The sequence below is a fragment of the Microbacterium flavescens genome (genome assembly GCF_018588945.1).
GTDB classification, from domain to species: Bacteria; Actinomycetota; Actinomycetes; order Actinomycetales; family Microbacteriaceae; genus Microbacterium; species Microbacterium flavescens.
Genome location: NZ_JAFIWA010000001.1, coordinates 703,621 through 727,659 on the forward strand (window position 1 = coordinate 703,621; position 24,039 = coordinate 727,659).

Sequence of the window (24,039 nt, forward strand, 5' to 3'; positions counted from 1 at the left end):
TGCGTCGAGCGTAGGGTGAAGGCATCCCTTTCACAGCCGTGACCAACCCACAAGGACTCACACCCATGGCATTGGACGCAATGACGCGCACCCGCACCGAGACCGACTCCCTCGGATCCCTCGAGATCCCCGCCGACGCCTACTGGGGAATCCACACGGCCCGCGCGCTGGACAACTTCCCGATCTCGAAGCGGCCGATCTCGGTCTACCGCGACCTCGTCAAGGCGCTCGCGATGGTGAAGCAGGCGTCCGCCCGGGCCAACCGCGACATCGGCGTGCTCGCGCCCGAGAAGGCCGACCTCATCGACCGCGCGGCACAGCTCGTGATCGACGGTCAGTACCACGACCAGTTCGTGGTCGGCGTCATCCAGGGCGGCGCGGGCACCTCGACGAACATGAACGCGAACGAGGTCATCACCAACATCGCGCTCGAGCTCGCCGGCCGTGAGAAGGGCGACTACGCCTTCCTCTCGCCGATCGACGACACCAATCGCAGCCAGTCCACGAACGACGTCTACCCGACGGCGATCAAGGTCGGTCTCGGCCTCGACCTGCTGACGCTGCTGGAAGAGCTCGACCTGCTGCGCCGGGCGTTCCTCGACAAGGCCGTCGAGTTCCACGACGTGCTCAAGGTGGGGCGCACCCAGCTGCAGGATGCCGTGCCGATGACCCTCGGCCAGGAGTTCCACGGGTTCGCGACCACGCTCGGCGAGGACTACAGCCGTCTCAAGGAGAACGCGTACCTGCTCTACGAGATCAACATGGGCGCCACGGCCATCGGCACGGGCATCACGACGCACCCCGACTACGGCAACTCCGTGCTGGCGCATCTGCGCGACATCAGCGGGCTCGACCTCGACCTCGCGACCGACCTCGTCGAGTCCACGAGCGACACCGGCGCGTTCATGTCGTTCTCGTCGTCACTGAAGCGAAACGCGATCAAGCTCTCGAAGATCTGCAACGACCTGCGCCTGCTTTCGTCGGGCCCGCAGGCCGGGTTCGGCGAGATCAACCTGCCGGCACGCCAGGCGGGCTCGAGCATCATGCCGGGCAAGGTCAACCCGGTCATTCCCGAGGTCGTCAACCAGATCGCCTTCGCCGTGGCCGGCGCCGACCTCACGGTCACGATGGCCGTCGAGGGCGGTCAGCTGCAGCTCAACGCGTTCGAGCCGGTCATCGCCCACTCGATCTTCCAGTCGATCACCTGGATGCGCCGTGGCATGCACACGCTGCGCGTGAACTGCGTCGAAGGCATCACCGCCAACCGTGAGCGTCTCGGGGCGATGGTCGGAGCATCCGTCGGCGTCATCACCGCGCTGACGCCCTTCATCGGGTACGCGGCCGCCGCCGCGCTCGCCAAGACGGCGCTCCTGACGGGCCGCAACGTGGCCGACCTGGTCGTCGAGGCCGGGTTGATGTCGAGGGAAGAGGTCTCGAAGCAGCTGTCGCCCGCGCGGCTCTCCGGCCTCGAGACGATCACTGCGGCGATCCCGATCGTCGACAAGACCGAGATGATCGTCGACGACCCGCAGATCTGACCCCGCCACGCGCAACCGCGCGCGGCCGTGCGATCGGCCGACCGCGCGGCCGATTGCCCGGAGGGGTGCCGCCCGGTACGGTCATCCCGAGCCCCCACGAGAGGAATGACATGACCGATCCGCAGAGCCCCGCACCGGGCGACGGCAGCGTGCCCCCGCCGCCCCCGGGCTACCCCACCACTCCTCCGGCTGCGCCGTCGTACGGACAGCCGCCGTCGTACGGTCAGCAGCCGCCGTCCTACGGACAGCAGCCGCAGTACGCGCCCGCACCGTCGGCGCCGTACGGTGCGCCCGCCTCCCCAGCGATCCCGGGTCGCACCATGGGGATCGTCGCGTTCATCCTGTCGTTCTTCGTGCAGCTGATCGCCCTCATCCTCGGCATCGTCGCTCTCGTTCAGAGCAAGAAGGCGGGTCACAAGAACGGCTGGGCGCTGGCCGCCATCATCATCAGCGCGGTGCTGATGGTGATCGGCGTGATCCTCTTCTTCGCCGTCATCATCCCGCTGCTGACGTTCACGTCGGAAGCGGTGCAGGCATGCCAGGCGGTCGGGTTCGAGGGCACCGTGGAGGTGCGCGGCCTCCCGGTCGACTGCTCCAACATCAACCGGTAAGCCCGGCTCACGACGAATCCCCCTCTCGCTCGCGGGAGGGGGCTTCGTCATGCAGCGGCGGTCAGCCGAGGATGCGGCAGTGCGTCGTGAGCTCGCCGATGCCGTCGATGCCCACCGTGACCGTCGACCGGTCGCGGAGGAACACCTGCGGGTCGCGCGAATAGCCCGCGCCGCCCGGCGAGCCGGTGGAGATCAGGGTGCCGGGCAGGAGCGTGACCGACGAGGACAGGTGCGAGATGAGGGTCGCGACCGTGCGCACCATCTGGCCCGTCGAGGCGTCCTGCATCGTCCGGCCGTCGAGCACCGTCCAGATGTGGAGGTCCTGCGGGTCGGGGACCTCGTCGGCCGTCACGACGAAGGGGCCGGTGGGCGTGAAGCCGTCGAACGACTTGCACCGCGACCACTGCGCCTCGGAGTACTGGATGTCGCGCGCGGTGATGTCGTTGACGACGGTGTAGCCCCACACGTGATCGAGCGCGTCGTCGGGGGAGACGTTCTTCGCCGGCGTGCCGATGATGACGCCCAGCTCGGCCTCGTAGTCGATCGACTCGCTCAGCGATCTCGGCCAGGTGGTGGTGGCGTCGTGACCGGTCAAGGAATTCGGCCAGAGCACGAACACGGTCGGATTGGAATCGGTCTTGAGCCCCAGCTCGCTCGAATGCGCGGCGTAATTGAGGCCGATGGCGAGGATCACCGGGGGAGTGAGCAGCGCCGACGCGTAGCGCTGATCGACGAGCGGATGCCTCGTGCCCCCGCCGGCCGCGTCCCGCACCTGTTCGAGCATCGCGTCGCCACCGGCGATCAGCTCCTCGAGGTAGCGCGGCGCGCCGTGGAAGAGCTCCTCGACGAGCACGGCGTCCTCACCGTCCACGAGCACGAGCCGGGGGTCGTCCGACCCAGGCGGGAACACATGGGCGAAACGCATTCCTCCAACTTACCGGCCCCGGCGGCGCGGCTCTCGGAAGCGGTCTGCGCCTCTAGGCTGTGCGCATGACGTACGACGACGGAGCTGCGCGCCGCCGACCTGGATTGACCCCGCCCGAGTTCCCGTCGGCCCTCGCCCAGCCCCGCCACGCGGCGCCCGCGCTGATCCCGGCGGCGACGAGCTCGCCGGCCGCCCTGCCGGTGGCTCCCCGGCGCGGCCGCTCGGCGCCCGTCTGGATCGGCGGCGTGCTGGTCCTGGTCCTCGTCGCGCTGGTGGGATACTTCCTCAGCGCGCTGGGGCCTGCGGCATCCCTCATCGGAATGATCCTCGCCCTCATCCCCCTCGCCGGTGTTCTGGTGGCCGTGCGGATCGTGGATCGGTGGGAGCCCGAGCCGACCGGCCTCGTCGTCTTCGCCGTCGCGTGGGGAGCGATCGCGGCGGTGGGCATCGCCCTCGGCGTCGACCTGGTGCTGTCCATGGTGCTCGGGCCCGCGTCGACGCCGGCGGGCCAGGCGCTCTCGGCCATCGTGCAGGCGCCGATCGTCGAGGAGTTCGGCAAGGGCCTCGGCGTGTACCTCATCTTCGTGACGGCACGGCGCGTGTTCGACGGCCCCGTCGACGGGATCGTCTACGGCGCGCTCATCGGGGCGGGGTTCGCTTTCACGGAGAACATCCAGTACTTCGCGGTGAGCTTCATCGAGGGCGGCGCCGCCGACACGACCGTGACGTTCTTCATGCGAGGAATCCTCTCGCCCTTCGCGCACGTGATGTTCACCAGCGTCACCGGGTTCGCGCTGGGGCTCGCCGCCCGGCGCTGCGCCGACGCGCGACAGGCCGTCGGGCCCTGGATCGTGGGGATGATCGGCGCGACCGTCCTCCACGCGCTGTGGAACGGGTCGGCCGTGCTCGGGGACTTCTGGGCGCTCTACCTCACGGTGCAGGTGCCGCTCTTCGTCGGCTTCATCCTGGGGATCATCGCCCTGCGTCGCGAGGAGTCGCGCCTGACCCGTCGACGCCTGGGCGAGTACGCGGATGCGGGGTGGTTCACCGTCCAGGAGGCCGACATGCTCGCGACGCGCGCTGGGCGCAAAGCCGGCCTGGCATGGGCGGCGAGCCTGCGCGGCGATCGCACGGCTCTCATGAAGGGATTCATCGGAGAGGCCACGGCGCTCGCCGCGGCACGCCAGCGCGCCATCAGCGGTCGCGACCCCCAGGCCGCCCAAGACGAGCGGATGCTCCTGCAGCGGGCGACGGCCGCTCGCGCGGCTCTGTTCGCGCCGTAGGGCGGGCGAGCCCCGCGGGGTCTTGACATGCCGACGGCGCCCCCGGCATCCTGGGGACAGACCAACTCAGCGCTCGGTAGTCACGCAGGCATCGCCGCGGCACCGAGCGCTGAGTCTTGTTCCGGGTGCCGCCGTCGGCCGCTCGCGTTGACCCGGGCGACGGCCTCCGGTTGGATGGAGCAATGACTGACGACCGCACCAAGCCCGAGTTCGACGCCCCCGAGGGCCCCGCCCCCACCGAGCTGGTCATCCGCGACATCATCGTGGGCGACGGGGCCGAGGCCAAGCCCGGCGACACCGTCACCGTCCACTACGCCGGTGTCGAGTACGAGACCGGCGAGGAGTTCGACTCGTCGTGGAACCGCGGCGAGAGCATCCAGTTCCCGCTCCGCGGCCTCATCCAGGGCTGGCAGGACGGCATCCCGGGCATGAAGGCCGGCGGACGCCGCGAGCTCGTGATCCCGCCGCACCTGGCCTACGGTCCGGCCGGCGGCCACTTCCTCGGCGGCAAGACCCTCGTGTTCATCATCGACCTCATCTCGGTCGGCTGAGCCGCTCGAATACACACGAGAGGGGCGGATGCTGCGGCATCCGCCCCTCTCGTTTCCATTCATGGGAATATATCCTGCCCGCCGTGGCGTTACATCTCGTATGCCCGTCGCAGACCGCGACCCATCGAGACGAAGGATCACCATGACCGACACCGCCACGACCATCGACATCCCCGGCTACAAGACCGGCACCTGGGTGCTGGACCCCGCGCACAGCGAGGTCACGTTCAGCGTGCGCCACATGATGATCTCGAAGGTGCGCGGCACGTTCGGCATGAAGAGCGCCACGCTCGTGGCGCCGGAGAACCCGCTCGACGCGAAGGTCGAGGCGAGCGTCGACGTGACGTCGGTCGACACCAAGGACGAGGGGCGCGACAACCACCTGCGCTCGGCTGACTTCTTCGACGTGGAGAACCACCCGACCATGGAGTTCCGGTCGACCGGGGCTCGCGTCGAGAACGGCGACTTCCTCGTCGACGGCGACCTGACGATCCGCGGCATCACCAAGCCGGTGACGTTCGACTTCGAGTTCGGCGGCTTCGGCGTCGATCCGTGGGGCAACTACAAGGCCGGCGCCACCGCGAAGGCCGTCGTCAACCGCGAGGAGTTCGGCCTCACCTGGAACGCCGCGCTCGAGACCGGCGGCGTGCTCGTCGGCAAGGACATCACGATCACCCTCGACCTGCAGGGCGCGCTCCAGCAGGACTGACCCTGCGCCGGCGGTGAAGCCGGCGGATCAGCGCGATGAAGGAGGGGCGGATGCTGCGGCATCCGCCCCTTCGTCGTTTCGGCGCCTGCGTCGCAGCCGTAGGCGATTCTGGGCGAGGAGGATGCCGAGGAAGACGACGAGCGCCCCGACCGGCTCGTTCCAGCTGAGACGCTCACCGAGGATGATCGCGCCGAGCACGACGCCCACGAGCGGGGTGATGTAGGTCACGGTCGAGGCGCGGGTGGGTCCCCAGGCGCGGACCGTGTTCTGGTTCCAGATGTAGGCGACGCCCGTGCCGAGGCAGCCCAGCAGGATCACGCTCACGACGATCCACGGGTCGAGCTGGACGGGCGTGAGCACGAGGACCGGAGTCAGCACCAGCATGATCGCCGCCGCGATGCCGATGTTGAGGAACGAGAACATGAGGGCGCTCATGCCCGTGCTCGAGACGAACCTGCGCATGTACGCCAGGCTGAAGCCGTAGCAGGCGGTGGCTCCGAGGATGGCGAGCTGGGCGACGAGGCTCTGCGACAGGTCAAGGCCCTGCCACGGGCCGATGATGACGACGACGCCCAGGATGCCGAGGGCGATGCCCGCCATCTGGAGTCGCTTCAGCTTCTCCACGCGGAAGAGCAGGCCCGCCATGATCGCGGTCATGATCGGCGTCGTCGCGTTGTAGATGCTCGCGAGGCCGGACGTGACGTGCTGCTGTGCCCACGAGAACAGGAGGAACGGGACGACGCAGAACGAGACCGCCAGAACGGTCATGTGCCCCCAGATCTTCAGCTGCCGGGGGAGCGCCTCGCGGCGGAGCAGCACGAACAGGCCGAGCGCGAGTGCGCCGAGGACGAGGCGCGACCACGCGACCTGCGCGGGCGAGATGCCGCCGAGGGCGATCTTCATGAACAGGAAGCTCGAGCCCCACACGACGCCGGCGAGCGTGAACTGGACGGCGATCGACAACTGTGACGTGCCGGCGGCAGGGGCGTCCGCAGGAGCGGTCGCGGTGGAGAGGGAGGCGGTGGGCACGGCGTGACTCTACGCCCGGCATCCGACCCCGGAGAGGGGACGGGAGCGCGACGTCCGAAATCCGCCGATGAGCGGCGGTCCGGCTACGGTTGCGGCTGCTCGGCGTCGTACGCGCGGAACCTCGGGCTGAGCCGCACGAAGAAGGCGACGAGGCCGATGATGACGAATCCGCCCAGGAGCGGGGGGAACCACAGTGCGGTCACGGTGGCCAGGGTGCCGGCGTAGAGGGCGCCGAGGCGCGGTCCGCCGGCGACGACCACGATGAAGATGCCCTGGAGTCGTCCGCGGATCGCGTCGGGCACGGCGGCCTGGACCATGGTGTTGCGGAAGATCGAGCTGACGTTGTCGGCGGCACCGGCGACGGCGAGCGTCGCGCAGGCGGCGACGATGAGGACGAGATTGGGGGATGCCTCGTCCACCGTCGCGGGCGCGAACCAGCCGAGGGCCGCGGCGCCGAGCACCATGCCGAGAGCGGCGATCGCACCGCCGTACACGAGGATCGCTCGCTCGATGCCCAGTCCGTGGTGCCGCACCCGGCCGACGGGTCCGGAGAACAGGCTCGAGAGGAACGCGCCGGCCGCGATCGAGGCGGTCAGGATGCCGGTCGTGATCGGCCCGCCGCCGAGGAGCACCGCCCCGATGGCAGGGAAGAGCGCGAGCGGCTGACCGAAGGTCATGGCGACGATGTCGAGCAGGAACTGCAGCCGGATGTTGGCGGCGCGCTTGAGGAACCGGGCGCCGTCCTTCAGCGACTCGAGGCCGGGGCGCACCACCTCGCCCTCGGGCAGGAGCCGGGGGAGGGTCCACAGTCCCAGGAACAGCGACAGCATGAGCACCACGTCGAGCGTGTAGGTCCATGCGTACCCGACGAGGGCGACCATGACGCCCGCGAGGGCGGGCCCCGCCATCACCATGATCCCGACCGTGATGCCCCCGAGAGCGGATGCCGCGGGCAGCAGCTCGCGGGGCAGGAGCCGTGGGACGATCGCCTGCCGCGTCGCCATGACGATGGAGTTCGCTGACGAGTTGACGATGCTGAGGACGTACAGCCACCACACGGTCTCGAGCTGCTCCCAGGCGAGGACCGCCAGCAGGACCGTCGATGCGAACGTCACGGTCGCGGCGATGAGCGCGACCCTCCTGCGGTCGAAGGCGTCGGCGAGCATGCCGCCGTACAGACCCGCGAAGACCATCGGCACGAGCCCCGCCACCGCGATCATGGCGACCGCGAAGGTGGACCCGGTCAGCTCGTACATGTGGAGCATGATCGCCACGATGGTCAGCTGGCCGCCGAGGCCGGCGAGCGTCGAGCCGATCCACATGCGCGCGAACGCCGGACTCGCCGTGAAGGGCCGCAGATCGATGAAGTGGTCGCGGCGCAGGCGGGGCATCCTTCGAGGCTAACCCGGCCGACGCTCAGCGACGCACGCCGGTTCGCTTCCGGGTCCGCGGGGCTGGTAGACTCTTGAGGTTGCCGTTTGATCGGCCGCGGATAAAGAGAGCTCGCGCATCAGGCGTCGAGCGCCGCGCAATGACCAGAAAGGGGATCCCATCTATGCCACTCGAATCAGACGCCAAGAAGGCGATCATCGAAGAGTACGCGACGCACCCCGGTGACACCGGATCCCCCGAGGTGCAGGTCGCGATGCTGACGCAGCGCATCAAGGACCTCACCGAGCACCTCAAGGAGCACAAGCACGACCACCACTCACGTCGTGGTCTGTTCTTGATGGTGGGTCAGCGCCGTCGTCTGCTCGGCTACCTCCAGGACATCGACATCGCGCGCTACCGCTCGCTGATCGAGCGTCTCGGACTTCGCCGCTAAGGCACCGCGAACCCAGCGTTCAATCGCGCAGAGAACTTCTTGAGAAGGCCGTCCCAGGTGTGGGGCGGCCTTCTCCTTTGCGTCGGCGGCAGCCGCTAGGTCGTGGCGCCGGCCCGCGCTGCCAGGAGGTCGGCGTGGTGGATCTGGGCGACATCGGGGTGCGCGCGCAGGCGCGACTTCAGCGCGTTCTCGCCGTAGAGGGCGTGGATCGGGTTCGACGGGTCCTGGGTCACGCCGCGAGCCTCCGCCGCCAGCTCCGCCGGAAGGTCGATGAGCGGAAGGCGCTTGTCGAGGGCGGGGTTGAAGAAGAACGGCACCGAGATGCGGTCGTCGGGGTACCGGGGCGAGATGACCCGGTGGTTCGTGGCCACCAGGTAGCCCTGGGTCGCGTACTCGAGCAGTTCGCCGATGTTGACCACGAACGCGCCGGGAACGGGCGGAGCATCCACCCACTCGCCGTCGCGCTGCACCTGCAGACCACCCTTGCCCGGCTCCACCCACAGCAGGGTGAGGACGCCCGAGTCCTTGTGCGCGCCGACGCCTTGCTGGGGCTGGGGGTCCTCCTTGCCCGGGTAGCGCACGATCTTGATGAGCGTGGACGGCTCGCCGAAGTGCTCGTCGAAGTAGTTCTCGGGGGCGCCGAGTGACAGTGCCCACGCGCGCAGCAGCTTGCGCGCGACGCCGGACAGGTGGTCGTGCCACTCGGACACGACGTCGCGCAGCTCGGGCTGGGCGTCGGGCCAGAGATTGGGTCCGACCAGGCGGAAGAAGTCGGCCGCGCTCGGGTCGGCGACCGTCTCGCGCTCCGGGCCGATGTCGATCTGCTCGCGCCAGTCCACTTTGCCCTGCGTGCGCTCGCCGCCGACGCGCGTGTAGCCGCGGAAGTGCGGGCTCCTGACGTTCTCGATTGCGAGCTTGTCGGCCACCGGCAGGGCGAAGAAGTCGCGCGCCGCACGGTGCAGCCGCTCTTCGAGCTCGGGCGTGACGCCGGTGCCGGTCAGGTAGAAGAACCCGACATCGTGCGTTGCGGCCCGCAGGTCGTCGCGGAAACGGGCGGCCGCGTCCGGCCCCTCGTCGAGCTGCGAGAGGTCGAGGATCGGCAGGTTGAGGTCGCTCATGTGCCGACAGTAAGCGGATGCCGCGGCATCCGCTTCTTTGTTGCACACCGTTACCCCGCTCGCTCTGCGACCGGCCATCGGGGTCGCGGAGCGAGCGGGGCGAGGCGGAACGCGTGCCTACGCGCTGGCGAAGAATGCGCGGATGTCGCCGGCGAGCACTGCGGGCACCTCGAGCGCCGCGAAGTGGCCGCCCTTCTCGAAGCGGCTCCAGTGCACGATGTTGGCGTTGTCGCGCTCCGCGAAGACGCGGATCGTCTGGAAGTCGTCGGCGAAGACCGCGACGCCGGTCCGGGCATCGCTCACCTGCGGCTCGGCCTCCGCGAGGACGTTCTCGCGGTACGCGCGGCTCATCCCCGCCGATGCGTTGGCGAACCACGCGACGCTGACCTCAGTGAGGATGGCGTCCAGCGGAACGAGGCTCGTGCCATTGCCGAACGAGTTGAACAGCTCGGAGTAGGCGAGCAGTCCCACCGGCGAGTCGGAGAGCCCGGCGGCGATCGTCTGCGGACGCGAGGCGTTCATCGTGTTGTACCCGCCGACGGACTGGAACCACTGCATGTGCTCGAGTCCGGCGTAGTCCTGGGGCTCCAGCTTCTCGAACTCGGCCGGGTCGCCCGACGGGAAGGAGAACAGCTGCAGGACGTGCAGACCGAGGAACCCCTCCGGGTTCTGGAGGCCGAGCTCGCGAGCGACCATGGCGCCGTTGTCGCTGCCGTGGATGCCGTAGGAGTCGTACCCCAGCCGCCGCATGAGGGTGTCGTATGCCGCGGCCACGCGCGCGGTGGTCCAGCCCGCCTCGGTCACCGGCTGGCTGAAGCCGAACCCCGGCGCGTCGGGGATCACCACGTCGAAGGCGTCCTCAGCGCGGCCGCCGTGGGCCACCGGGTCGACGAGCGGGCCGATCATGTCGAGGTAGTCGACGAACGAGCCCGGGTAGGTGTGGGCGAGCAGCAGCGGCGTCGCGCCCTCGTGAGGCGACCGGACGTGGACGAAGTGGATCGTCTGGCCGTCGATCTCCGTCGTGAACTGGGGGTGCTCGTTCATGCGCGCCTCGGCTGCCCGCCAGTCGAATCCGTCGCGCCAGCGAGAGACGGCGTCGCGCAGGTACGAGTTCGGCGTGCCGGACTCCCAGTCGTCGACGGGTGCGGCCTGCGGCAGCGGGGTGCGCGCAAGGCGGGCGAGCAGGTCGTCGACATCGGTCTGGGCGACCTCGACGCGGAAGGGGCGGATCTCGGAGGAGGCGGTTGCGGTGTTCATGTCTCCGACGATACGGTCGATATAGGCACGTTTACTTCCTGTTAATCGACGTCTCGGAACTTCTCTCGTGGCAGACACTTCGGCACGGATGCTCGCGCTTCTCGGGCTGCTCCAGACCCGCCGCGACTGGACGGGTCCCGAGCTCGCGGAGCGCCTGGACGTGTCGGTCCGCACCATCCGCAATGACGTGGAGCGGCTTCGCTCGCTGGGGTATCCCGTCGACGCCAGCCGGGGAAGGGCAGGCTCCTACCGGCTCGGCGCGGGCGGCAAGCTGCCGCCGCTGCTGCTCGACGACGACGAGGCGGTCGCCGTCGCCATCGGGCTTCGCGTGGCGACGGGCGTGGCCGGCATCCAGGACGCCGGGGCCCGGGCGCTGGGCAAGCTGCTCCAGGTGCTGCCGCCGCGACTGCGCCCCACCGTCGACGCGGTCGCCGCGACGGTCGACCGAGGTCCGGAGAACGTCGGGACGGACGCCCCCGATCCCGAGGTGGATCCACGCACGCTCGGCGCGGTGGCCCAGGCGATCCGCGACCGAGAATGGCTGCGGGTCGACTACCGCGACGAGCCGCGCCGGGTCGAGCCGTACCGGCTCCTCAGCTGGCAGCGGCGGTGGTACCTCGTCGCGCGAGATCCGGACTCGGGGGAGTGGGGCACCTTCCGGCTCGACTGGGTCGAGCCGCGCATGCCGACGCGTCGGTCGTTCGCGCCGGTCCCGCTCCCGGGTGGGGACTACACCGCCTTCGCGCTCCGCTCGATCGCGGCCGCGGGATGGAAGGTGCACGCGCGGCTGCGGATCGCGGCTCCCGCCGAGCGCGTCGTGGCACGGATCAATCCCACGGTGGGCGTGGTGGAGGCCATCGACGCCGACACGTCGGTGCTGGTGACGGGCGCCGACAGCCTCGAGACGATCGCCGCCTACATCGGCATGCTCGGCATGGATTTCACGGTCGACTCGCCGGAGGAACTCGTGCCGCACCTGCTCGCGGTCGCCGACCGATACCGTCGTGCGTCGGGCATCCGGGCCTGGCGCTAGGCGCGGGCGGCGAGGACGAACGGCAGCACCGGACCCGCGCCCGCGCGGCGCAGGAGTCGGCCCGCCACCGTCAGCGACCATCGACTGTCGACGAGGTCGTCGACGAGCAGGATGGGCGAGCCCGCGAGAGAGGCGATCGCCGCCCTCAGCGAGGAACCGACCGAGAAGCTGTCGGCCACCCCGGCGAGGCGGTAGGCGCTGTTGCCGCCGCTGCCTCCCGGGCCCGAGCCGGTGAGCTCGAGCGACCCGAGGAGCGGCAGCCGGCCGACCTCGGCGATGGTGCGCGCGAGCGAGCCCACGAGGCGCGGGTGCGAGCGGGACGGCATGCCGACGACGGCCGCCGGCCGGGCCTCCCAATCCCACTCGGCGAGCACGCGGACGCACGCGGCGGCCATCGCCGGAGAGACTTCGCCATCGGGAGCCCCGGGGGCGAAGAGGTCGCGCAGCGGCCCGCCCCAGCCGAGATCGGTGAGCCGTGCGAGCGCCCTGCCGGGCTCGAGTCGTTCATCGCGGGCGATGTTGCCGCGCAGATCGAGGCCGAGCCTGCTCATGCCGCTCGGCCACTGGGCCCGCGGCTCGACCAGCACGCCGGCGCGGTCCATGGCCGCGCCCGCGGTCGCGGTGGTGGCCGCGTCGACATCGGTGGGGTACCAGGGCGAGGTGCAGTTGTCGCAGCGTCCGCACGGGGCGGCGGCGGGGTCGTCCAGCGCCCGTTGCAGGAACTCCATCCGGCAGGCCGAGGTCGTCTCGTACTCGATCATCGCCTGCTGCTCGCGTGTGCGCGCTTCGGCGATGCGCCGGTAGCGCTCGGCGTCGTAGGTCCACGGCACGCCGGAGGAGATCCAGCCTCCCTGCACCCGGTGGACGGCGCCGTCGACGTCGAGCACCTTGAGCAGCAGCTCGAGACGGCTGCGGCGGATGTCGACGCGCGCTTCGAGTGCGACGGTCGAGAGGGGGCCGCCCTCGTGGGCGAGCTCGTCGAGCACGGCGTTCGCCTTCTCCTCATCCGGCATCGACGACGTCGCGAAGTACTGCCAGATCGCGGCGTCTTCCGGCCCCGGGAGGAGCAGGACGTCGGCGCGCTCGGTCGCGCGCCCGGCGCGACCCACCTGCTGGTAGTACGCCACCGGCGTCGAAGGCGCGCCGACATGGATCACGAAGGCGAGGTCGGGCTTGTCGAACCCCATGCCGAGCGCACTCGTGGCGACCAGGGCCTTCAGGCTGTTCTCCTTCAGCAGCCGCTCCGACTCCTCGCGCTCGGCGGGATCCGTCTGCCCGGTGTAGGCGCGCACCTCGTGACCGGCCTCGCGCAGAAGCCGGGCGGTGTCCTCGGCGGCCGACACCGTGAGGGTGTAGATGATCCCGCTTCCGGGCAGATCGCCGAGGTGGCTGAGCAGCCAGGCGAGGCGGGCCGCGGCATCCGGCAGTCTCAGCACACCCAGGCGAAGCGACGAGCGCGCGAGCGGACCGCGGATGGTGAGCACGCCCACGCCGCCTGCGCCGAGCTGCTCCTCGACGTCGTGCACGACGCGCGCATTGGCCGTGGCGGTGGTGGCCAGCACCGGCACTCCTGCGGGCATCCCCGCGATGAGGTCGCGGAGCCGCCGATAGTCGGGGCGGAAGTCGTGTCCCCAGTCCGAGATGCAGTGCGCCTCGTCGACCACCAGCAGTCCCACCCGCGCCATGAGCGCCGGCAGCTGCTCATCGCGGAACCGGGGGTTGTTCAGGCGCTCCGGACTGACCAGCAGCACATCGAGCTCGTCGGCGTGGAGCCGCGTCAGCACGTCGCCCCACTCCAGCGGGTTGGCGGAGTTGATGCTCGCTGCGCGGACCCCGGCGCGCTCGGCTGCCGACACCTGGTCGCGCATGAGGGCCAGGAGTGGGGAGACGAGGATCGTGGGCCCGGCTCCGCGGCGGCGCAGCAGCAGGGTCGCGACGAAGTAGACGGCCGACTTGCCCCACCCCGTCCGCTGCACGACCAGTGCCCGCGACCGGCCGGTCACGAGCGTCTCGATCGCCTCGAACTGGCCGTCGTGGAACGCTGCGTCTTCACGGTCGACCAGACGGCGCAGCGCCGTCAGCGCCTCGGCGTGCAGATCCTGCCTCGTGTCGTCGCTCACCCCGTGACCGTACCCGGCACGGCCGACGTTGCGCGCATCCGGCATCCGCGGCCCGGTCAGCCGTTCTGTCGCGGATCGGCCCGGGGCCGCGGCTGCTTCGGCTGCTCACGGGGGCGGCGCGACCCGGTCGGGTCGCTGCGGCGACCCTCTCGGCCGGCGAGGGTCCGGTCGGCGAACAGCCAGGTCGGCCGGGGCTCCACGAGTGGCCGGAACACGCGCCGGACGGGCCTGGTCGCCAGCCCGAGCGCGATGAGCACCGAGGCGACGATGACGATCGGCAGCCACAGCCACGTCGGCTCGAGGTCGCGCAGCACACCGGACTCGCGGAACGGGTAGAGCACGAAGGAGTGGAGCAGGTAGACGTACATCGTGTACTGCCCGAAGTGCGTCCACCAGTGGGTCCCGAGCGGAAGCAGCGTGAAGAAGGCGGCGCTGAGCACGAGCGCCACGACCATGAGTGCGAGGCGCACGCCTCCCGCCCACCACTCCGTGCCGCCGAGCGCCGCATAGTTGTCGTCGTAGAACAGCCACTCGCGCAGATTCATCGCCCGCCATGCGTCGACGAAGTACCAGGCCGTCCATCCCGCGACGGCGAACACGCCGACCGCCGCGATCGTCGCTCCCCATCGGCGCCGAGCGAGGACGCCGAAGCGCTCGACGATGTCGTGCTCTCGCAGCCACCAGCCGAGGGTGAAGAAGGGCAGCAGGCCGAGCGTGCGCGAGAGCGAGAAGGTGGAGTCGATGTTGGGCAGATACCCCGCGCCGATCGAGATCGCGACCGTCCACAGCAGTGGCCAGCGCAGCAGGGCGAGGTAGGGCAGCACCAGGCGGAAGATGCCGAGCGCGAGCAGGAACCACAGGGTCCACGAGGGCTGGGTGAGGTTCGGGTTGGCCTGCCCTTCGACGAGCCACTTCGTGAGCGTCCACAGCCCTTCGAAGATGACGTAGGGCAGCAGGATGTCGGTGACCACGCGGGCCATCTGGCGACGGTTCGGCGGATCGGACTTCGAGAAGTACCCCGAGATGATCGCGAACGCCGGCATGTGGAAGGCGTAAACGAGCAGGTACAGTCCGAGCGCGATGTCGGAGTCGTAGGTCAGCCGCTGCACGGCGTGGCCCAGCACGACGAGGACGATGCAGGCGAAGCGGGCGTTGTCCCAGAACGGGACCCGGCGCTTCCCGCGCACGGCGGTGCCGCTCCCGGTCAGCGGGGGAGCAGTCGACGTCGCGTCGGGGTCTTTCGCTGGATCGGTCATGGCGCGTTGCCACCCTATCCTCGCCGGAGCGGTAGTCTGCCGCGCGATGACAACCATCGACGAGGCGCGTGCCAGGGATCGCGCCGTCCCCGACATCGACTGGCGGGTGTTCCCCGCCGGGACCGAGCGCGACACGTTCGCCGCGCCGAGCGGCGGTCTGGCACGCGTGCGCCTCGGCGACCCCGCCGGCCCTCGCGTGCTGCTGGTCTCGGGCGTCGCCGGATCGAAGGAGGACTTCGTCCGGCTGTTCCCGCTCTTCGCCGGCGCGGGCTTCCGCGTCGAGTCGTACGACCTCGCGGGGCACTACGGATCGGCCGGCGCCGGCCCCCAGCACCTCGATCCGCCGCGCGACCGCTACGACTACCGCCTGTTCCTCGACGATTTCATCGCCGTGCTCGAAGACGGCAGCGGTCCGGTCCATGTGCTCGGCTACAGCTTCGCGGGCCTCCTCGCCGAACTCGCGCTCGTCGAGCGTCCCGACCTGTTCGCCAGTCTCACGCTCATGGCCGCCCCGCCCGCGACGGGGCAGGTCTTCCGCGGCGTCAAGCACATCGGGCCGATCTCCGACATGCCGCCGCAACGCGCGGCGGGCCTCATCCTGTGGGGCATCCGCTACAACCTCAATCGCACGCCGCCGCTGCGCATCTCCTTCGTGCGGGAGCGGATGTCGGTGACCGGCCGCGCCGTGATCGACGACGTCGTGGGCCTCATGATGGCGATGCCCGACATCGCCGACGAGGTGGCCGGCATCGGCATCCCGAAGCTCATCGCGGTCGGAGAGCAGGACCTGTGGCCGACGGAGCAGCACGCTGCGTACGCGGAGCGCATCGGCGCCAGACTGGCGGTCTATCCGACCGGTCACGCGCCGTGCGAGACCGCGCCGCACCAGCTCGTGCGCGACATGCTCGCCCTCTTCGAAGAAGCCTGAACCGCAGACGACCGCTGCCGGCGCCTCGGCGGGATTCGTCCTCGTCGATCGGGGTGTAGCGTCGGGAGCCCGGGGACTCTCCTGCCCTCCGCACGGAATGAGGCCCATGATGACCCCTGCTGGACTCACGCTCGGCGTGATCGGCACTTCGCGCAAGCCCGATGAGCGGCGCGTCCCGATACATCCCGCACACTTCGAGCGGCTCCCCAGCGAGCTGCGCGACCGCGTCATCGTCGAAGCGGGGTACGGCGAGCGATTCGGCGTGTCCGACGAGGCGCTGCGCCCGTTCGTAGGCCGGTTCGCGTCCCGCGAGGAGGTCGTGGAGACCTCCGACGTGGTCCTCTTGCCCAAGCCGCAGCTCGACGACCTGCGGGGTCTCCGCGACGGCCAGGTGCTGTGGGGGTGGCCGCATCTCGTCCAGGACCAGGCGATGGCCCAGCTCGCCATCGACAAGCGGCTGACGGTCATCGCGTTCGAGGCGATGAACCACTGGGGCAGCGACGGCGCGTTCGGTCTGCACGTCTTCCACCTCAACAACGAGATCGCCGGCTACTGCTCGGTGCTGCACGCCCTCCAGCTGTGCGGTTCGACCGGCGACTACGGCCGGCGGCTCACGGCGGTCGTCATCGGCTTCGGAGCGACCGCGCGCGGCGCCGTCACCGCGCTGCGGGCGCACGGCGTCCACGAGGTGCGCGTGCTGACCAACCGGCGGACGGCGTCGGTGGCGGCGCCGATCCACGCCGCGCACATCATCCAGTTCGACCACGACGACGAGCCCTACCTCAGCGAGGTCATCACCGACGACGGCCGCGTGCCCCTGGCGCCGTTCCTCGCCGAGAGCGACATCGTGGTGAACTGCACCCTGCAGGATCCCAACCGTCCGCTTCTCTACCTCCGCGAGAGCGACCTCGGCGCCTTCCGGCCCGGCAGCCTGATCGTCGACGTCTCGTGCGACGAGGGTATGGGCTTCGAATGGGCACGGCCCACCTCGTTCCGCGACCCGATGTTCACGGTCGGCGACACCATCAACTACTACGGCGTGGATCACAGCCCGTCGTACCTGTGGAACTCGGCAAGCTGGGAGATCAGCGAAGCGCTGCTCGGGTTCATCCCCGTCGTGATGGCGGGGCCTGACGCGTGGGCGCAGGACGAGACGATCCACCGGGCGACGGAGATCGCGGACGGCGTCGTCAGAAATCCTGCGATCCTGGAGTTCCAGCGGCGGGAATCGACCTTCCCCCATCGGATCGGAATATCCTGACGCCAGCCGCGTTGCATGAGATACATTCACATGCATAGAAAAGCGCGAGGAGCGACGTGAACGACATCACACCCCAGATGCAGTTCGGCATCTTCACGGTGAGCGACATCACCCAGGACCCGACGAACGGCAGCACGCCCAGCGAGGCGGAGAAGATCCGCAACACCATCACGGTGGCCAAGCACGCCGAAGAGGTGGGCCTGGACGTCTTCGCGCTGGGGGAGCACCACAACCCGCCGTTCTGGTCCTCGTCGCCGACGACGACCCTCGCGTACATCGCCGCGCAGACCGAGAGACTCATCCTGTCGACGGCGACGACGCTCATCACGACCAACGACCCGGTGAAGATCGCCGAGGACTACGCGATGCTGCAGCACGTTTCGGACGGACGCGTGGATCTCATGCTCGGCCGGGGCAACACCGGCCCGGTGTACCCGTGGTTCGGCAAGGACATCCGCCAGGGTCTGCCGCTCGCGATCGAGAACTACAACCTGCTCCACCGGCTGTGGCGCGAGGACGTCGTGGACTGGGAGGGCCAGTTCCGCACCCCGCTGCAGGGCTTCACCTCCACGCCGCGCCCCCTGGACGGCGTTGCGCCGTTCGTGTGGCATGGCTCGATCCGCACGCCCGAGATCGCCGAGCAGGCCGCCTACTACGGTGACGGCTTCTTCGCGAACAACATCTTCTGGCCGAAGGAGCACTACCAGCGCCTCATCGCCCTGTACCGCCAGCGCTACGCCCACTACGGTCACGGCACTCCCGAGCAGGCGATCGTCGGCCTCGGCGGCCAGGTCTTCATGGCCGCGAAGTCGCAGGACGCCGTGTCACAGTTCCGGCCGTACTTCGACAATGCCCCGGTCTACGGCCACGGTCCGTCCCTCGAGGACTTCAGCGAGATGACGCCGCTCACCGTCGGGTCGCCCCAGCAGGTCATCGACCGTTACGCCGCCATGCGCGACTATTACGGCGACTACCAGCGCCAGCTGTTCCTGCTCGACCACGCCGGACTGCCCCTGAAGACGGTGCTCGAGCAGCTCGACATCCTCGGCGGCGAGGTGGTTCCCGTGCTGCGCAAGGAGCTCGCGGAGAACCGTCCGGCGGACGTGCCGGATGCCCCGACCCACGCCGGCCTCGTGAAGGCGGCGTACGGCGACGAGGCGCCGCGGCAGGCGGTTCCCGGTGCAAACCGGGGCGACAACCTCGTGGGCGAGAGCCCGTACCAGGACACGCCGGCGCCTGCGGGCGCCGCATTCGGCCTCGGCCGGAAGGAGGCGTGACATGACCGCTGGTTCCGGAGCAGGCGCGTCGCGCGCGGCGCGCCGTATCGCCGTCGTGTCGGCGGGGCTGTCCAACCCTTCGTCGACGCGGCTGCTGGCCGACCGCCTGGCCGCTGCGACCGTGAAGGAGCTCGCCGCTCGCGACATCACGGCCGAGGTGGACGTGTTCGAACTGCGCGACTACGCGCACGACATCACCAACAACCTGCTGACCGGCTTCGCGCCGCCCGCCCTGGAGTCGATGGTGAACGCCGTCGTCTCCTCGGACGCGGTGATCGCCGTGACGCCGATCTTCTCGACGAGCTACTCGGGGCTGTTCAAGTCGTTCATCGACGTGCTCGACCCCGATGCGCTCACGGGCAAGCCGGTGCTCATCGGTGCGAATGCCGGCACGGCGCGGCACTCGCTCGCGATCGACTACGCCATCCGTCCGCTCTTCACGTACCTCCACGCCGAGCCCGTGTCCACGGGCGTCTTCGCCGCGTCGAGCGACTGGGGAGCCGCCGGCGACCAGGTCGCGCCGCTCGGCGAGCGCGTCGACCGCGGGGCGCGGGAACTCGCCGACGCCATCGCCCGCCGCGAGCCGGCCAAGAATGAGGATCCGTTCGATCCGGCGAACTACCTCGGCGAGGGCCGCTCGTTCGGCCACCTCCTCGGCGGCCTTGCCGGCGAGTAGGCGTCAGTCGAGCACGATGTCGTCAGCGGCACGGAGCGGGCGCCACGCGCCCTCTCCGTGCAGCGCGACCGGCTGAAGGACGTCCGCCTCGACGAGGGGACCGAACTCGACGCCGGCCAGGTGCTCGATGTCGCGGATCGGCACCTGGAAGGTGCGGAAGCCGCCCAATCGCGACACGGCGAGGGCGCCCTGCGAGGTGTCGATCAGCTCGGACTGGTCGAGTACGAAGCCCGCAGCCTCGAGGCGCGGCTCGTCGAGATCGGTGTCCCCGCGCGACGCCCAGGCCGCGACCTTGAAGAACCGGCGAGGGATCTGCACGCCCCGGTACTCGGGGTCGTCGCCCGCCAGCACCGGCGCTGTGAACACGCTCAGGCGCCGAGCCGCGGCATCCGCATACGCGAGCACATGGTCTTCGAGCCCCAGCCACAGCTCCTTCGACTGGTTGAAGGCGTCCGCCTGCGGAGCTGCGTTGGTGTAGGCGAACGTCGCCTCGGTGGCCGCACGCGCCTCGGCGGCCGTGCCCCAGCCCGGATCGCGCCGCCGGACGAGATGGCCGCGGTCGAGGTCGTTGTCCGCGTAGACCGCCGGGCCGGTCTGCTCGGAAGGCGGGATGCGCGCATCCAGGTGCCATTCGCCGGTGCGGGGCACGTCGCGCAGGGTCGCTCCGTCGATGTTGACGGCGGTCACCGCGGCGAGACGGCGCCCCGGGGCGAGCAGCACCGTGAACCTCGGGTAGGCCAGCTCGCGCAGCGCCTCGTCGCCGAGCGGTACGGGAAGCGGGAGCGGGATGCCGAGGAAGCCGTCGTCGTATCCGGCCGGGGTCGCGTCTGCCACGGCTCCATCCTGGCGTGCCCCGCCGACGCGAGTGCCGCGCGCCCCTCGAGCCTGCTCCCTTCCGGCAACCTAACGCCGGCGGGCCGGCACCGGTGCGGTGCCACTGTCGTCGATCGTGCGGCGGGAGAGCACCGCGGCGGTGAAGAAGCAGACGGCGCCGATCGCCGTGCCGAGGTTCGTCCACTGCTCGCTGACCAGGTCGCCGGTGGAAGGCACGACGTAGGCCGCCACCGCCGAGACGCCGAATGCGATCGAGCCGATCATGTTCAGCCCGGTGCCGTGCCAGGTGCGGGCATCCCTATCCCACAGGAGTCCGCGATCTCGCGTCGCCGCCACGGCGAGCGCGCTCGAGACCAGGAAGGCCAGGGATCCCCACGCGTCGGGTCGCCATCCGACCCCGACGGCGTCGGGGCGGGCAATCGCCGCGAGGAGGGCGCCGACGGTCGACACGTTGAACAGCAGCGTTCCGGCGAACTGGATCGCCGCCGACCACCAGTCGGCGCGGTCGGCGCGACCGGTGTCGCCCCGCGGCGGGCGGCGCCCGCTCAGGATCAGCTGGATCAGCGCGGCCAGCGTGAAGAAGATCGAGCCCACGAAGAACGTGACATTCGTCCATACCGCACCCGCCCAGTCGGCGTAGGACGGCAGCGAACCAGCGAGGAAGCACAGGGATCCGACGGCGAAGCCCCAGGCCTCGCGCCGCAGGCGCGTCACGCGGTCGGGGCGTTGCGCACGAACCCGGTCGGCCTTGTCGCGAAGGCCGTCCTGCGGCGCAGCGGCGTCGTCGCTCACTCTTCCGGGTCGAGCTCGCCCGATTCGATGGCCGACTCGCGCTCCTGGAGGTCGAGTTCGTCCACCTGCTCCTCGACCGACTCCATCGGATCGAGCGTCGCGGGCGGCAGCTCGAACTCCGTGTCGTCGTCGATCGGCACGTCGCGCTCGTCGTCGGGGATGCGCTCGCGGAAGTCGCTCATGGCAGCAGCCTCGGTCAGCCGCTCTTGCGGCGGAACTCCCGCTTGGTCACGGCGCCGTGGGTGCCGTGCACGGCGGAGTCTCCGTCGAGGTGCTGTTCGCCCTCCCGGTGCTGGGAGTTCTTCTTGTCGAGTGCTTCCTTGAACTTGCGCTTCATCTCATCGGATGCCGCGCCCGCCGGCTTCTCGTCGGTGCTCATGACCCCCACCCTACGCACGCCCGGCGACGATGTCATCGCCGATTCGTCCCGGTGCGCCCGCGAATCGGCGCGGCGCGAGGTGACTGGTAGGATCGGAAAGGTTGCCCACGGGCATCCGCTCAATTCAACATGAGCTCACGGAGCAGGCCGGCAGCTAGCTGGTCCCCTGTGGTGGTCTCCTCGTCGCCTCGCGCGCCGGGTGGATTTCTACTGGTGGCCAGTGCTGGCGACATCCGCGGCCATTGCCGCGCGCCGAGATCTGCCTGTTCCTGCTCCTTCGATTGACCCTCGCCCGGCACACGGCCGCGCGAGGCTAAACAAAGAAGGAGAGACCTCTTGGAAGGTCCAGAAATCACCGCCGCAGAAGCCGTCCTCGACAACGGACGCTTCGGCACCCGCACGGTCCGGTTCGAGACCGGACGACTCGCGCAGCAGGCACAGGGTGCCGTCGCCGCGTACCTCGACGAGGAGACGATGCTCCTCTCGGCCACCAGCGCCGGCAAGCACCCGCGCGAAGGCTTCGACTTCTTCCCGCTCACCGTCGACGTCGAAGAGCGCTCGTACGCCGCGGGCAAGATCCCCGGTTCGTTCTTCCGCCGTGAGGGCCGCCCCTCCACCGAGGCGATCCTCGTCTGCCGCCTCATCGACCGCCCGCTGCGCCCGTCGTTCGTCGACGGCCTGCGCAACGAGGTGCAGATCGTCGTGACGGTCCTCTCGATCGCGCCCGGCGAGTTCTACGACGCGCTGGCGATCAACGCGGCTTCGCTGTCGACGCAGATCTCGGGTCTGCCGTTCTCGGGTCCGATCGCCGGTGTGCGCCTCGCGCTCATTCCGGGTCAGGGCGAGAACGCCGACCAGTGGATCGCGTTCCCCACCGTCACGCAGCTCGAGGACGCCGTCTTCGACCTGATCGTCGCCGGCCGCGTCATCACCGACGCCGACGGCAACGAGGATGTCGCGATCATGATGGTCGAGGCCGAGGCGACCGAGGGGTCGTGGAACCTCATCAAGGGCGGCGCGACCAAGCCGAACGAGCAGGTCGTCGCCGAGGGCCTCGAGGCCTCGAAGCCGTTCATCAAGCAGCTCGTCGCCGCGCAGAGCGAGGTGGCACGCACCTCCGCAAAGGAGGTCAAGGAGTTCCCGGTCTTCCTGCCGTACAGCCAGGAGACCTACGACTTCGTCGCCGGCCGCGCGTACGACAAGCTCGTCCCGATCTACCAGATCGCCGACAAGCAGGAGCGCCAGGGCGCCGACGACGAGCTGAAGGACGCCGTCAAGGCCGAGCTCATCGCCGCCGTCGAGTCGGGCGAGCTGCCCGCAGCCGCGACGCTCGAGTTCTCTGCCGCGTACAAGTCCGTCACGAAGACGATCGTGCGCGGTCGGATCCTTGCCGAGGGCGTCCGCATGGACGGCCGCGGCCTCGCCGACATCCGACCGCTCGACGCCGAGGTGCAGGTCATCCCGCGCGTCCACGGCTCCGCGATCTTCCAGCGCGGCGAGACGCAGATTCTCGGCGTCACCACGCTGAACATGCTCAAGATGGAGCAGCAGATCGACTCGCTGTCGCCCGTCACGCACAAGCGCTACATGCACCACTACAACTTCCCGCCGTACTCGACCGGTGAGACCGGCCGTGTCGGCAGCCCGAAGCGTCGCGAGATCGGGCACGGCTTCCTCGCCGAGCGCGCCCTCGTGCCGGTGCTCCCCAGCCGCGAAGAGTTCCCCTACGCGATCCGCCAGGTGTCCGAGGCTCTCGGCTCCAACGGCTCGACGTCGATGGGCTCGGTGTGCGCCTCGACCCTGTCGCTGCTCAACGCCGGCGTGCCGCTGCGCGCGCCCGTCGCGGGCATCGCGATGGGCCTCGTGTCCGACGAGGTCGACGGCCAGACGCGCTACGCCGCGCTGACCGACATCCTCGGCGCCGAGGACGCCCTCGGCGACATGGACTTCAAGGTCGCCGGCACGAGCGAGTTCGTCACCGCCATCCAGCTCGACACGAAGCTCGACGGCATCCCGTCGTCGGTGCTGACCGCCGCGCTGCAGCAGGCCCACGAGGCTCGCCTCACGATCCTCGGCGTGCTCAACGCCGCGATCGACGGCCCCGACGAGATGGCTCCGACCGCCCCGCGCGTCATCAGCGTGCAGATCCCGGTCGACAAGATCGGCGAGCTCATCGGCCCCAAGGGCAAGACGATCAACGCGATCCAGGACGAGACCGGCGCGCAGATCTCCATCGAGGAGGACGGCACCGTCTACATCGGCGCGACCGACGGCCCCTCGGCCGAGGCCGCCCGCGCCCAGGTGAACGCGATCGCGAACCCCACCAACCCGGAGGTCGGCGAGCAGTTCCTCGGAACCGTCGTCAAGATCGCCACGTTCGGTGCGTTCGTCTCGCTCCTGCCCGGCAAGGACGGACTCCTGCACGTCAGTGAGGTCCGCAAGCTCGCCGGTGGCAAGCGCGTGGAGAACGTCGAGGACGTCCTCGGCGTCGGCCAGAAGCTGCTCGTCAAGATCACCAAGATCGACGACCGCGGAAAGCTGTCCCTCGAGCCCGTGCTCGAGGAGCCGGCCGACCAGGAGAGCCGCGCCGCCGCGAGCGAGGGTCCGGAGGATCCCGCCGAAGGCTGAGCCTGACGG

Annotated in this window: 23 protein-coding genes; 12 read left to right on the forward strand and 11 right to left on the reverse strand. The window is 69.9% G+C overall.

From position 1 onward, the window contains the following. Positions 1 to 65 precede the first annotated feature (65 nt). Positions 66 to 1,538: an aspartate ammonia-lyase gene (locus JX005_RS03255; RefSeq protein WP_214465947.1), complete on the forward strand. Its 1,473-nt coding sequence runs from the start codon at positions 66 to 68 to the stop codon at positions 1,536 to 1,538. Between the two features lie 110 nt (positions 1,539 to 1,648). Beyond that, on the forward strand, positions 1,649 to 2,149 hold the full coding sequence (locus tag JX005_RS03260) for a DUF4190 domain-containing protein (protein ID WP_214465948.1): 501 nt from the start codon (positions 1,649 to 1,651) through the stop codon (positions 2,147 to 2,149). 61 nt (positions 2,150 to 2,210) lie between these two features. Here JX005_RS03260 and JX005_RS03265 read toward each other — a convergent pair whose 3' ends face one another. Next, on the reverse strand, positions 2,211 to 3,074 hold the full coding sequence (locus JX005_RS03265) for a fumarylacetoacetate hydrolase family protein (RefSeq protein WP_214465949.1): 864 nt from the start codon (positions 3,072 to 3,074) through the stop codon (positions 2,211 to 2,213). Positions 3,075 to 3,139: 65 nt separating this feature from the next. Between JX005_RS03265 and JX005_RS03270 the strand changes: the two genes are divergently transcribed. The 3 genes from JX005_RS03270 (at position 3,140) to JX005_RS03280 (ending at position 5,617) form a co-directional block, all read left to right on the forward strand. Then, positions 3,140 to 4,357: a PrsW family intramembrane metalloprotease gene (locus tag JX005_RS03270; protein ID WP_214465950.1), complete on the forward strand. Its 1,218-nt coding sequence runs from the start codon at positions 3,140 to 3,142 to the stop codon at positions 4,355 to 4,357. 182 nt (positions 4,358 to 4,539) lie between these two features. Then, positions 4,540 to 4,908, forward strand: coding sequence for an FKBP-type peptidyl-prolyl cis-trans isomerase (locus tag JX005_RS03275; protein ID WP_214465951.1), 369 nt, complete (start codon positions 4,540 to 4,542; stop codon positions 4,906 to 4,908). A 142-nt stretch (positions 4,909 to 5,050) separates the two neighbouring features. Continuing rightward, on the forward strand, positions 5,051 to 5,617 hold the full coding sequence (locus JX005_RS03280) for a YceI family protein (RefSeq protein ID WP_214465952.1): 567 nt from the start codon (positions 5,051 to 5,053) through the stop codon (positions 5,615 to 5,617). Between the two features lie 27 nt (positions 5,618 to 5,644). On the opposite strand, the gene JX005_RS03285 is transcribed toward JX005_RS03280, so the two are convergent. Continuing rightward, the gene (locus JX005_RS03285; protein WP_372447312.1) at positions 5,645 to 6,646 is read right to left on the reverse strand and encodes a DMT family transporter; all 1,002 of its coding nucleotides are present in this window, start codon (positions 6,644 to 6,646) and stop codon (positions 5,645 to 5,647) included. A gap of 83 nt (positions 6,647 to 6,729) precedes the next feature. Next, positions 6,730 to 8,037, reverse strand: a complete 1,308-nt coding sequence (locus tag JX005_RS03290; RefSeq protein WP_214465953.1) for an MFS transporter — start codon at positions 8,035 to 8,037, stop codon at positions 6,730 to 6,732. Positions 8,038 to 8,201: 164 nt separating this feature from the next. Between JX005_RS03290 and rpsO the strand changes: the two genes are divergently transcribed. Then, positions 8,202 to 8,471, forward strand: coding sequence for a 30S ribosomal protein S15 (gene rpsO, locus JX005_RS03295; RefSeq protein ID WP_019180606.1), 270 nt, complete (start codon positions 8,202 to 8,204; stop codon positions 8,469 to 8,471). 95 nt (positions 8,472 to 8,566) lie between these two features. On the opposite strand, the gene JX005_RS03300 is transcribed toward rpsO, so the two are convergent. Further along, positions 8,567 to 9,589 (reverse strand): isopenicillin N synthase family dioxygenase, encoded by a 1,023-nt coding sequence (locus JX005_RS03300; RefSeq protein WP_214465954.1) that lies wholly within the window; start codon positions 9,587 to 9,589, stop codon positions 8,567 to 8,569. Between the two features lie 117 nt (positions 9,590 to 9,706). Continuing rightward, positions 9,707 to 10,846 carry an epoxide hydrolase family protein gene (locus tag JX005_RS03305; protein WP_214465955.1) on the reverse strand — a complete coding sequence of 380 codons (1,140 nt, stop codon included), beginning with the start codon at positions 10,844 to 10,846 and terminating at the stop codon, positions 9,707 to 9,709. 67 nt (positions 10,847 to 10,913) lie between these two features. Here JX005_RS03305 and JX005_RS03310 point away from each other — a divergent pair, with 67 nt between their 5' ends. Then, positions 10,914 to 11,879, forward strand: a complete 966-nt coding sequence (locus JX005_RS03310; protein ID WP_307858482.1) for a helix-turn-helix transcriptional regulator — start codon at positions 10,914 to 10,916, stop codon at positions 11,877 to 11,879. Here JX005_RS03310 and JX005_RS03315 read toward each other — a convergent pair. Both JX005_RS03315 and JX005_RS03320 read right to left on the reverse strand, forming a co-directional pair. Beyond that, a complete protein-coding gene (locus tag JX005_RS03315) occupies positions 11,876 to 14,044 on the reverse strand; it encodes a RecQ family ATP-dependent DNA helicase (protein ID WP_214465956.1) in 2,169 nt (722 codons plus the stop codon). The two genes, JX005_RS03310 and JX005_RS03315, sit on opposite strands and share 4 nt — an antisense overlap. Positions 14,045 to 14,055: 11 nt before the next feature. Beyond that, the gene (locus JX005_RS03320) at positions 14,056 to 15,255 is read right to left on the reverse strand and encodes an acyltransferase family protein (protein ID WP_214465957.1); all 1,200 of its coding nucleotides are present in this window, start codon (positions 15,253 to 15,255) and stop codon (positions 14,056 to 14,058) included. Positions 15,256 to 15,301: 46 nt separating this feature from the next. On the opposite strand from JX005_RS03320, the gene JX005_RS03325 reads away from it, so the two are divergent. The 4 genes from JX005_RS03325 (at position 15,302) to JX005_RS03340 (ending at position 19,397) form a co-directional block, all read left to right on the forward strand. Further along, a complete protein-coding gene (locus JX005_RS03325) occupies positions 15,302 to 16,183 on the forward strand; it encodes an alpha/beta fold hydrolase (RefSeq protein ID WP_214465958.1) in 882 nt (293 codons plus the stop codon). Positions 16,184 to 16,289: 106 nt separating this feature from the next. After that, a complete protein-coding gene (locus JX005_RS03330; RefSeq protein ID WP_214465959.1) occupies positions 16,290 to 17,444 on the forward strand; it encodes a N(5)-(carboxyethyl)ornithine synthase in 1,155 nt (384 codons plus the stop codon). Between the two features lie 77 nt (positions 17,445 to 17,521). Then, complete coding sequence (locus JX005_RS03335) at positions 17,522 to 18,721, forward strand: LLM class flavin-dependent oxidoreductase (protein WP_214466080.1); 1,200 nt, start codon at positions 17,522 to 17,524, stop codon at positions 18,719 to 18,721. A gap of 1 nt (position 18,722) precedes the next feature. Next, positions 18,723 to 19,397, forward strand: coding sequence for an FMN reductase (locus JX005_RS03340; RefSeq protein WP_214465960.1), 675 nt, complete (start codon positions 18,723 to 18,725; stop codon positions 19,395 to 19,397). A gap of 3 nt (positions 19,398 to 19,400) precedes the next feature. Here JX005_RS03340 and JX005_RS03345 read toward each other — a convergent pair whose 3' ends face one another. From JX005_RS03345 to JX005_RS03360, 4 genes are all read right to left on the reverse strand, one after another. Beyond that, complete coding sequence (locus JX005_RS03345) at positions 19,401 to 20,231, reverse strand: DNA/RNA non-specific endonuclease (protein ID WP_214465961.1); 831 nt, start codon at positions 20,229 to 20,231, stop codon at positions 19,401 to 19,403. A gap of 69 nt (positions 20,232 to 20,300) precedes the next feature. Continuing rightward, positions 20,301 to 21,023 carry a YrhK family protein gene (locus JX005_RS03350; RefSeq protein WP_307858483.1) on the reverse strand — a complete coding sequence of 241 codons (723 nt, stop codon included), beginning with the start codon at positions 21,021 to 21,023 and terminating at the stop codon, positions 20,301 to 20,303. Next, complete coding sequence (locus JX005_RS03355; RefSeq protein ID WP_214465962.1) at positions 21,020 to 21,205, reverse strand: hypothetical protein; 186 nt, start codon at positions 21,203 to 21,205, stop codon at positions 21,020 to 21,022. Before JX005_RS03355 ends, JX005_RS03350 begins: the two co-directional genes overlap by 4 nt. A gap of 14 nt (positions 21,206 to 21,219) precedes the next feature. After that, positions 21,220 to 21,402, reverse strand: a complete 183-nt coding sequence (locus JX005_RS03360; RefSeq protein WP_191763112.1) for a DUF5302 domain-containing protein — start codon at positions 21,400 to 21,402, stop codon at positions 21,220 to 21,222. A 336-nt stretch (positions 21,403 to 21,738) separates the two neighbouring features. Between JX005_RS03360 and JX005_RS03365 the strand changes: the two genes are divergently transcribed. Beyond that, the gene (locus tag JX005_RS03365; RefSeq protein ID WP_214465963.1) at positions 21,739 to 24,030 is read left to right on the forward strand and encodes a polyribonucleotide nucleotidyltransferase; all 2,292 of its coding nucleotides are present in this window, start codon (positions 21,739 to 21,741) and stop codon (positions 24,028 to 24,030) included. Positions 24,031 to 24,039 lie beyond the last annotated feature (9 nt).

Bases quoted from the DNA above. Each gene is read 5' to 3' on its own strand.
- JX005_RS03255 (WP_214465947.1), top strand. From the start codon at position 66: ATGGCATTGGACGCAATGACGCGCACCCGCACCGAGACCGACTCCCTC.
- JX005_RS03260 (WP_214465948.1), top strand. From the start codon at position 1,649: ATGACCGATCCGCAGAGCCCCGCACCGGGCGACGGCAGCGTGCCCCCG.
- JX005_RS03265 (WP_214465949.1), bottom strand. From the start codon at position 3,074: ATGCGTTTCGCCCATGTGTTCCCGCCTGGGTCGGACGACCCCCGGCTC.
- JX005_RS03270 (WP_214465950.1), top strand. From the start codon at position 3,140: ATGACGTACGACGACGGAGCTGCGCGCCGCCGACCTGGATTGACCCCG.
- JX005_RS03275 (WP_214465951.1), top strand. From the start codon at position 4,540: ATGACTGACGACCGCACCAAGCCCGAGTTCGACGCCCCCGAGGGCCCC.
- JX005_RS03280 (WP_214465952.1), top strand. From the start codon at position 5,051: ATGACCGACACCGCCACGACCATCGACATCCCCGGCTACAAGACCGGC.
- JX005_RS03290 (WP_214465953.1), bottom strand. From the start codon at position 8,037: ATGCCCCGCCTGCGCCGCGACCACTTCATCGATCTGCGGCCCTTCACG.
- rpsO (WP_019180606.1), top strand. From the start codon at position 8,202: ATGCCACTCGAATCAGACGCCAAGAAGGCGATCATCGAAGAGTACGCG.
- JX005_RS03300 (WP_214465954.1), bottom strand. From the start codon at position 9,589: ATGAGCGACCTCAACCTGCCGATCCTCGACCTCTCGCAGCTCGACGAG.
- JX005_RS03305 (WP_214465955.1), bottom strand. From the start codon at position 10,846: ATGAACACCGCAACCGCCTCCTCCGAGATCCGCCCCTTCCGCGTCGAG.
- JX005_RS03315 (WP_214465956.1), bottom strand. From the start codon at position 14,044: ATGCCGGATGCGCGCAACGTCGGCCGTGCCGGGTACGGTCACGGGGTG.
- JX005_RS03320 (WP_214465957.1), bottom strand. From the start codon at position 15,255: ATGACCGATCCAGCGAAAGACCCCGACGCGACGTCGACTGCTCCCCCG.
- JX005_RS03325 (WP_214465958.1), top strand. From the start codon at position 15,302: ATGACAACCATCGACGAGGCGCGTGCCAGGGATCGCGCCGTCCCCGAC.
- JX005_RS03330 (WP_214465959.1), top strand. From the start codon at position 16,290: ATGATGACCCCTGCTGGACTCACGCTCGGCGTGATCGGCACTTCGCGC.
- JX005_RS03335 (WP_214466080.1), top strand. From the start codon at position 17,522: ATGCAGTTCGGCATCTTCACGGTGAGCGACATCACCCAGGACCCGACG.
- JX005_RS03340 (WP_214465960.1), top strand. From the start codon at position 18,723: ATGACCGCTGGTTCCGGAGCAGGCGCGTCGCGCGCGGCGCGCCGTATC.
- JX005_RS03355 (WP_214465962.1), bottom strand. From the start codon at position 21,205: ATGAGCGACTTCCGCGAGCGCATCCCCGACGACGAGCGCGACGTGCCG.
- JX005_RS03360 (WP_191763112.1), bottom strand. From the start codon at position 21,402: ATGAGCACCGACGAGAAGCCGGCGGGCGCGGCATCCGATGAGATGAAG.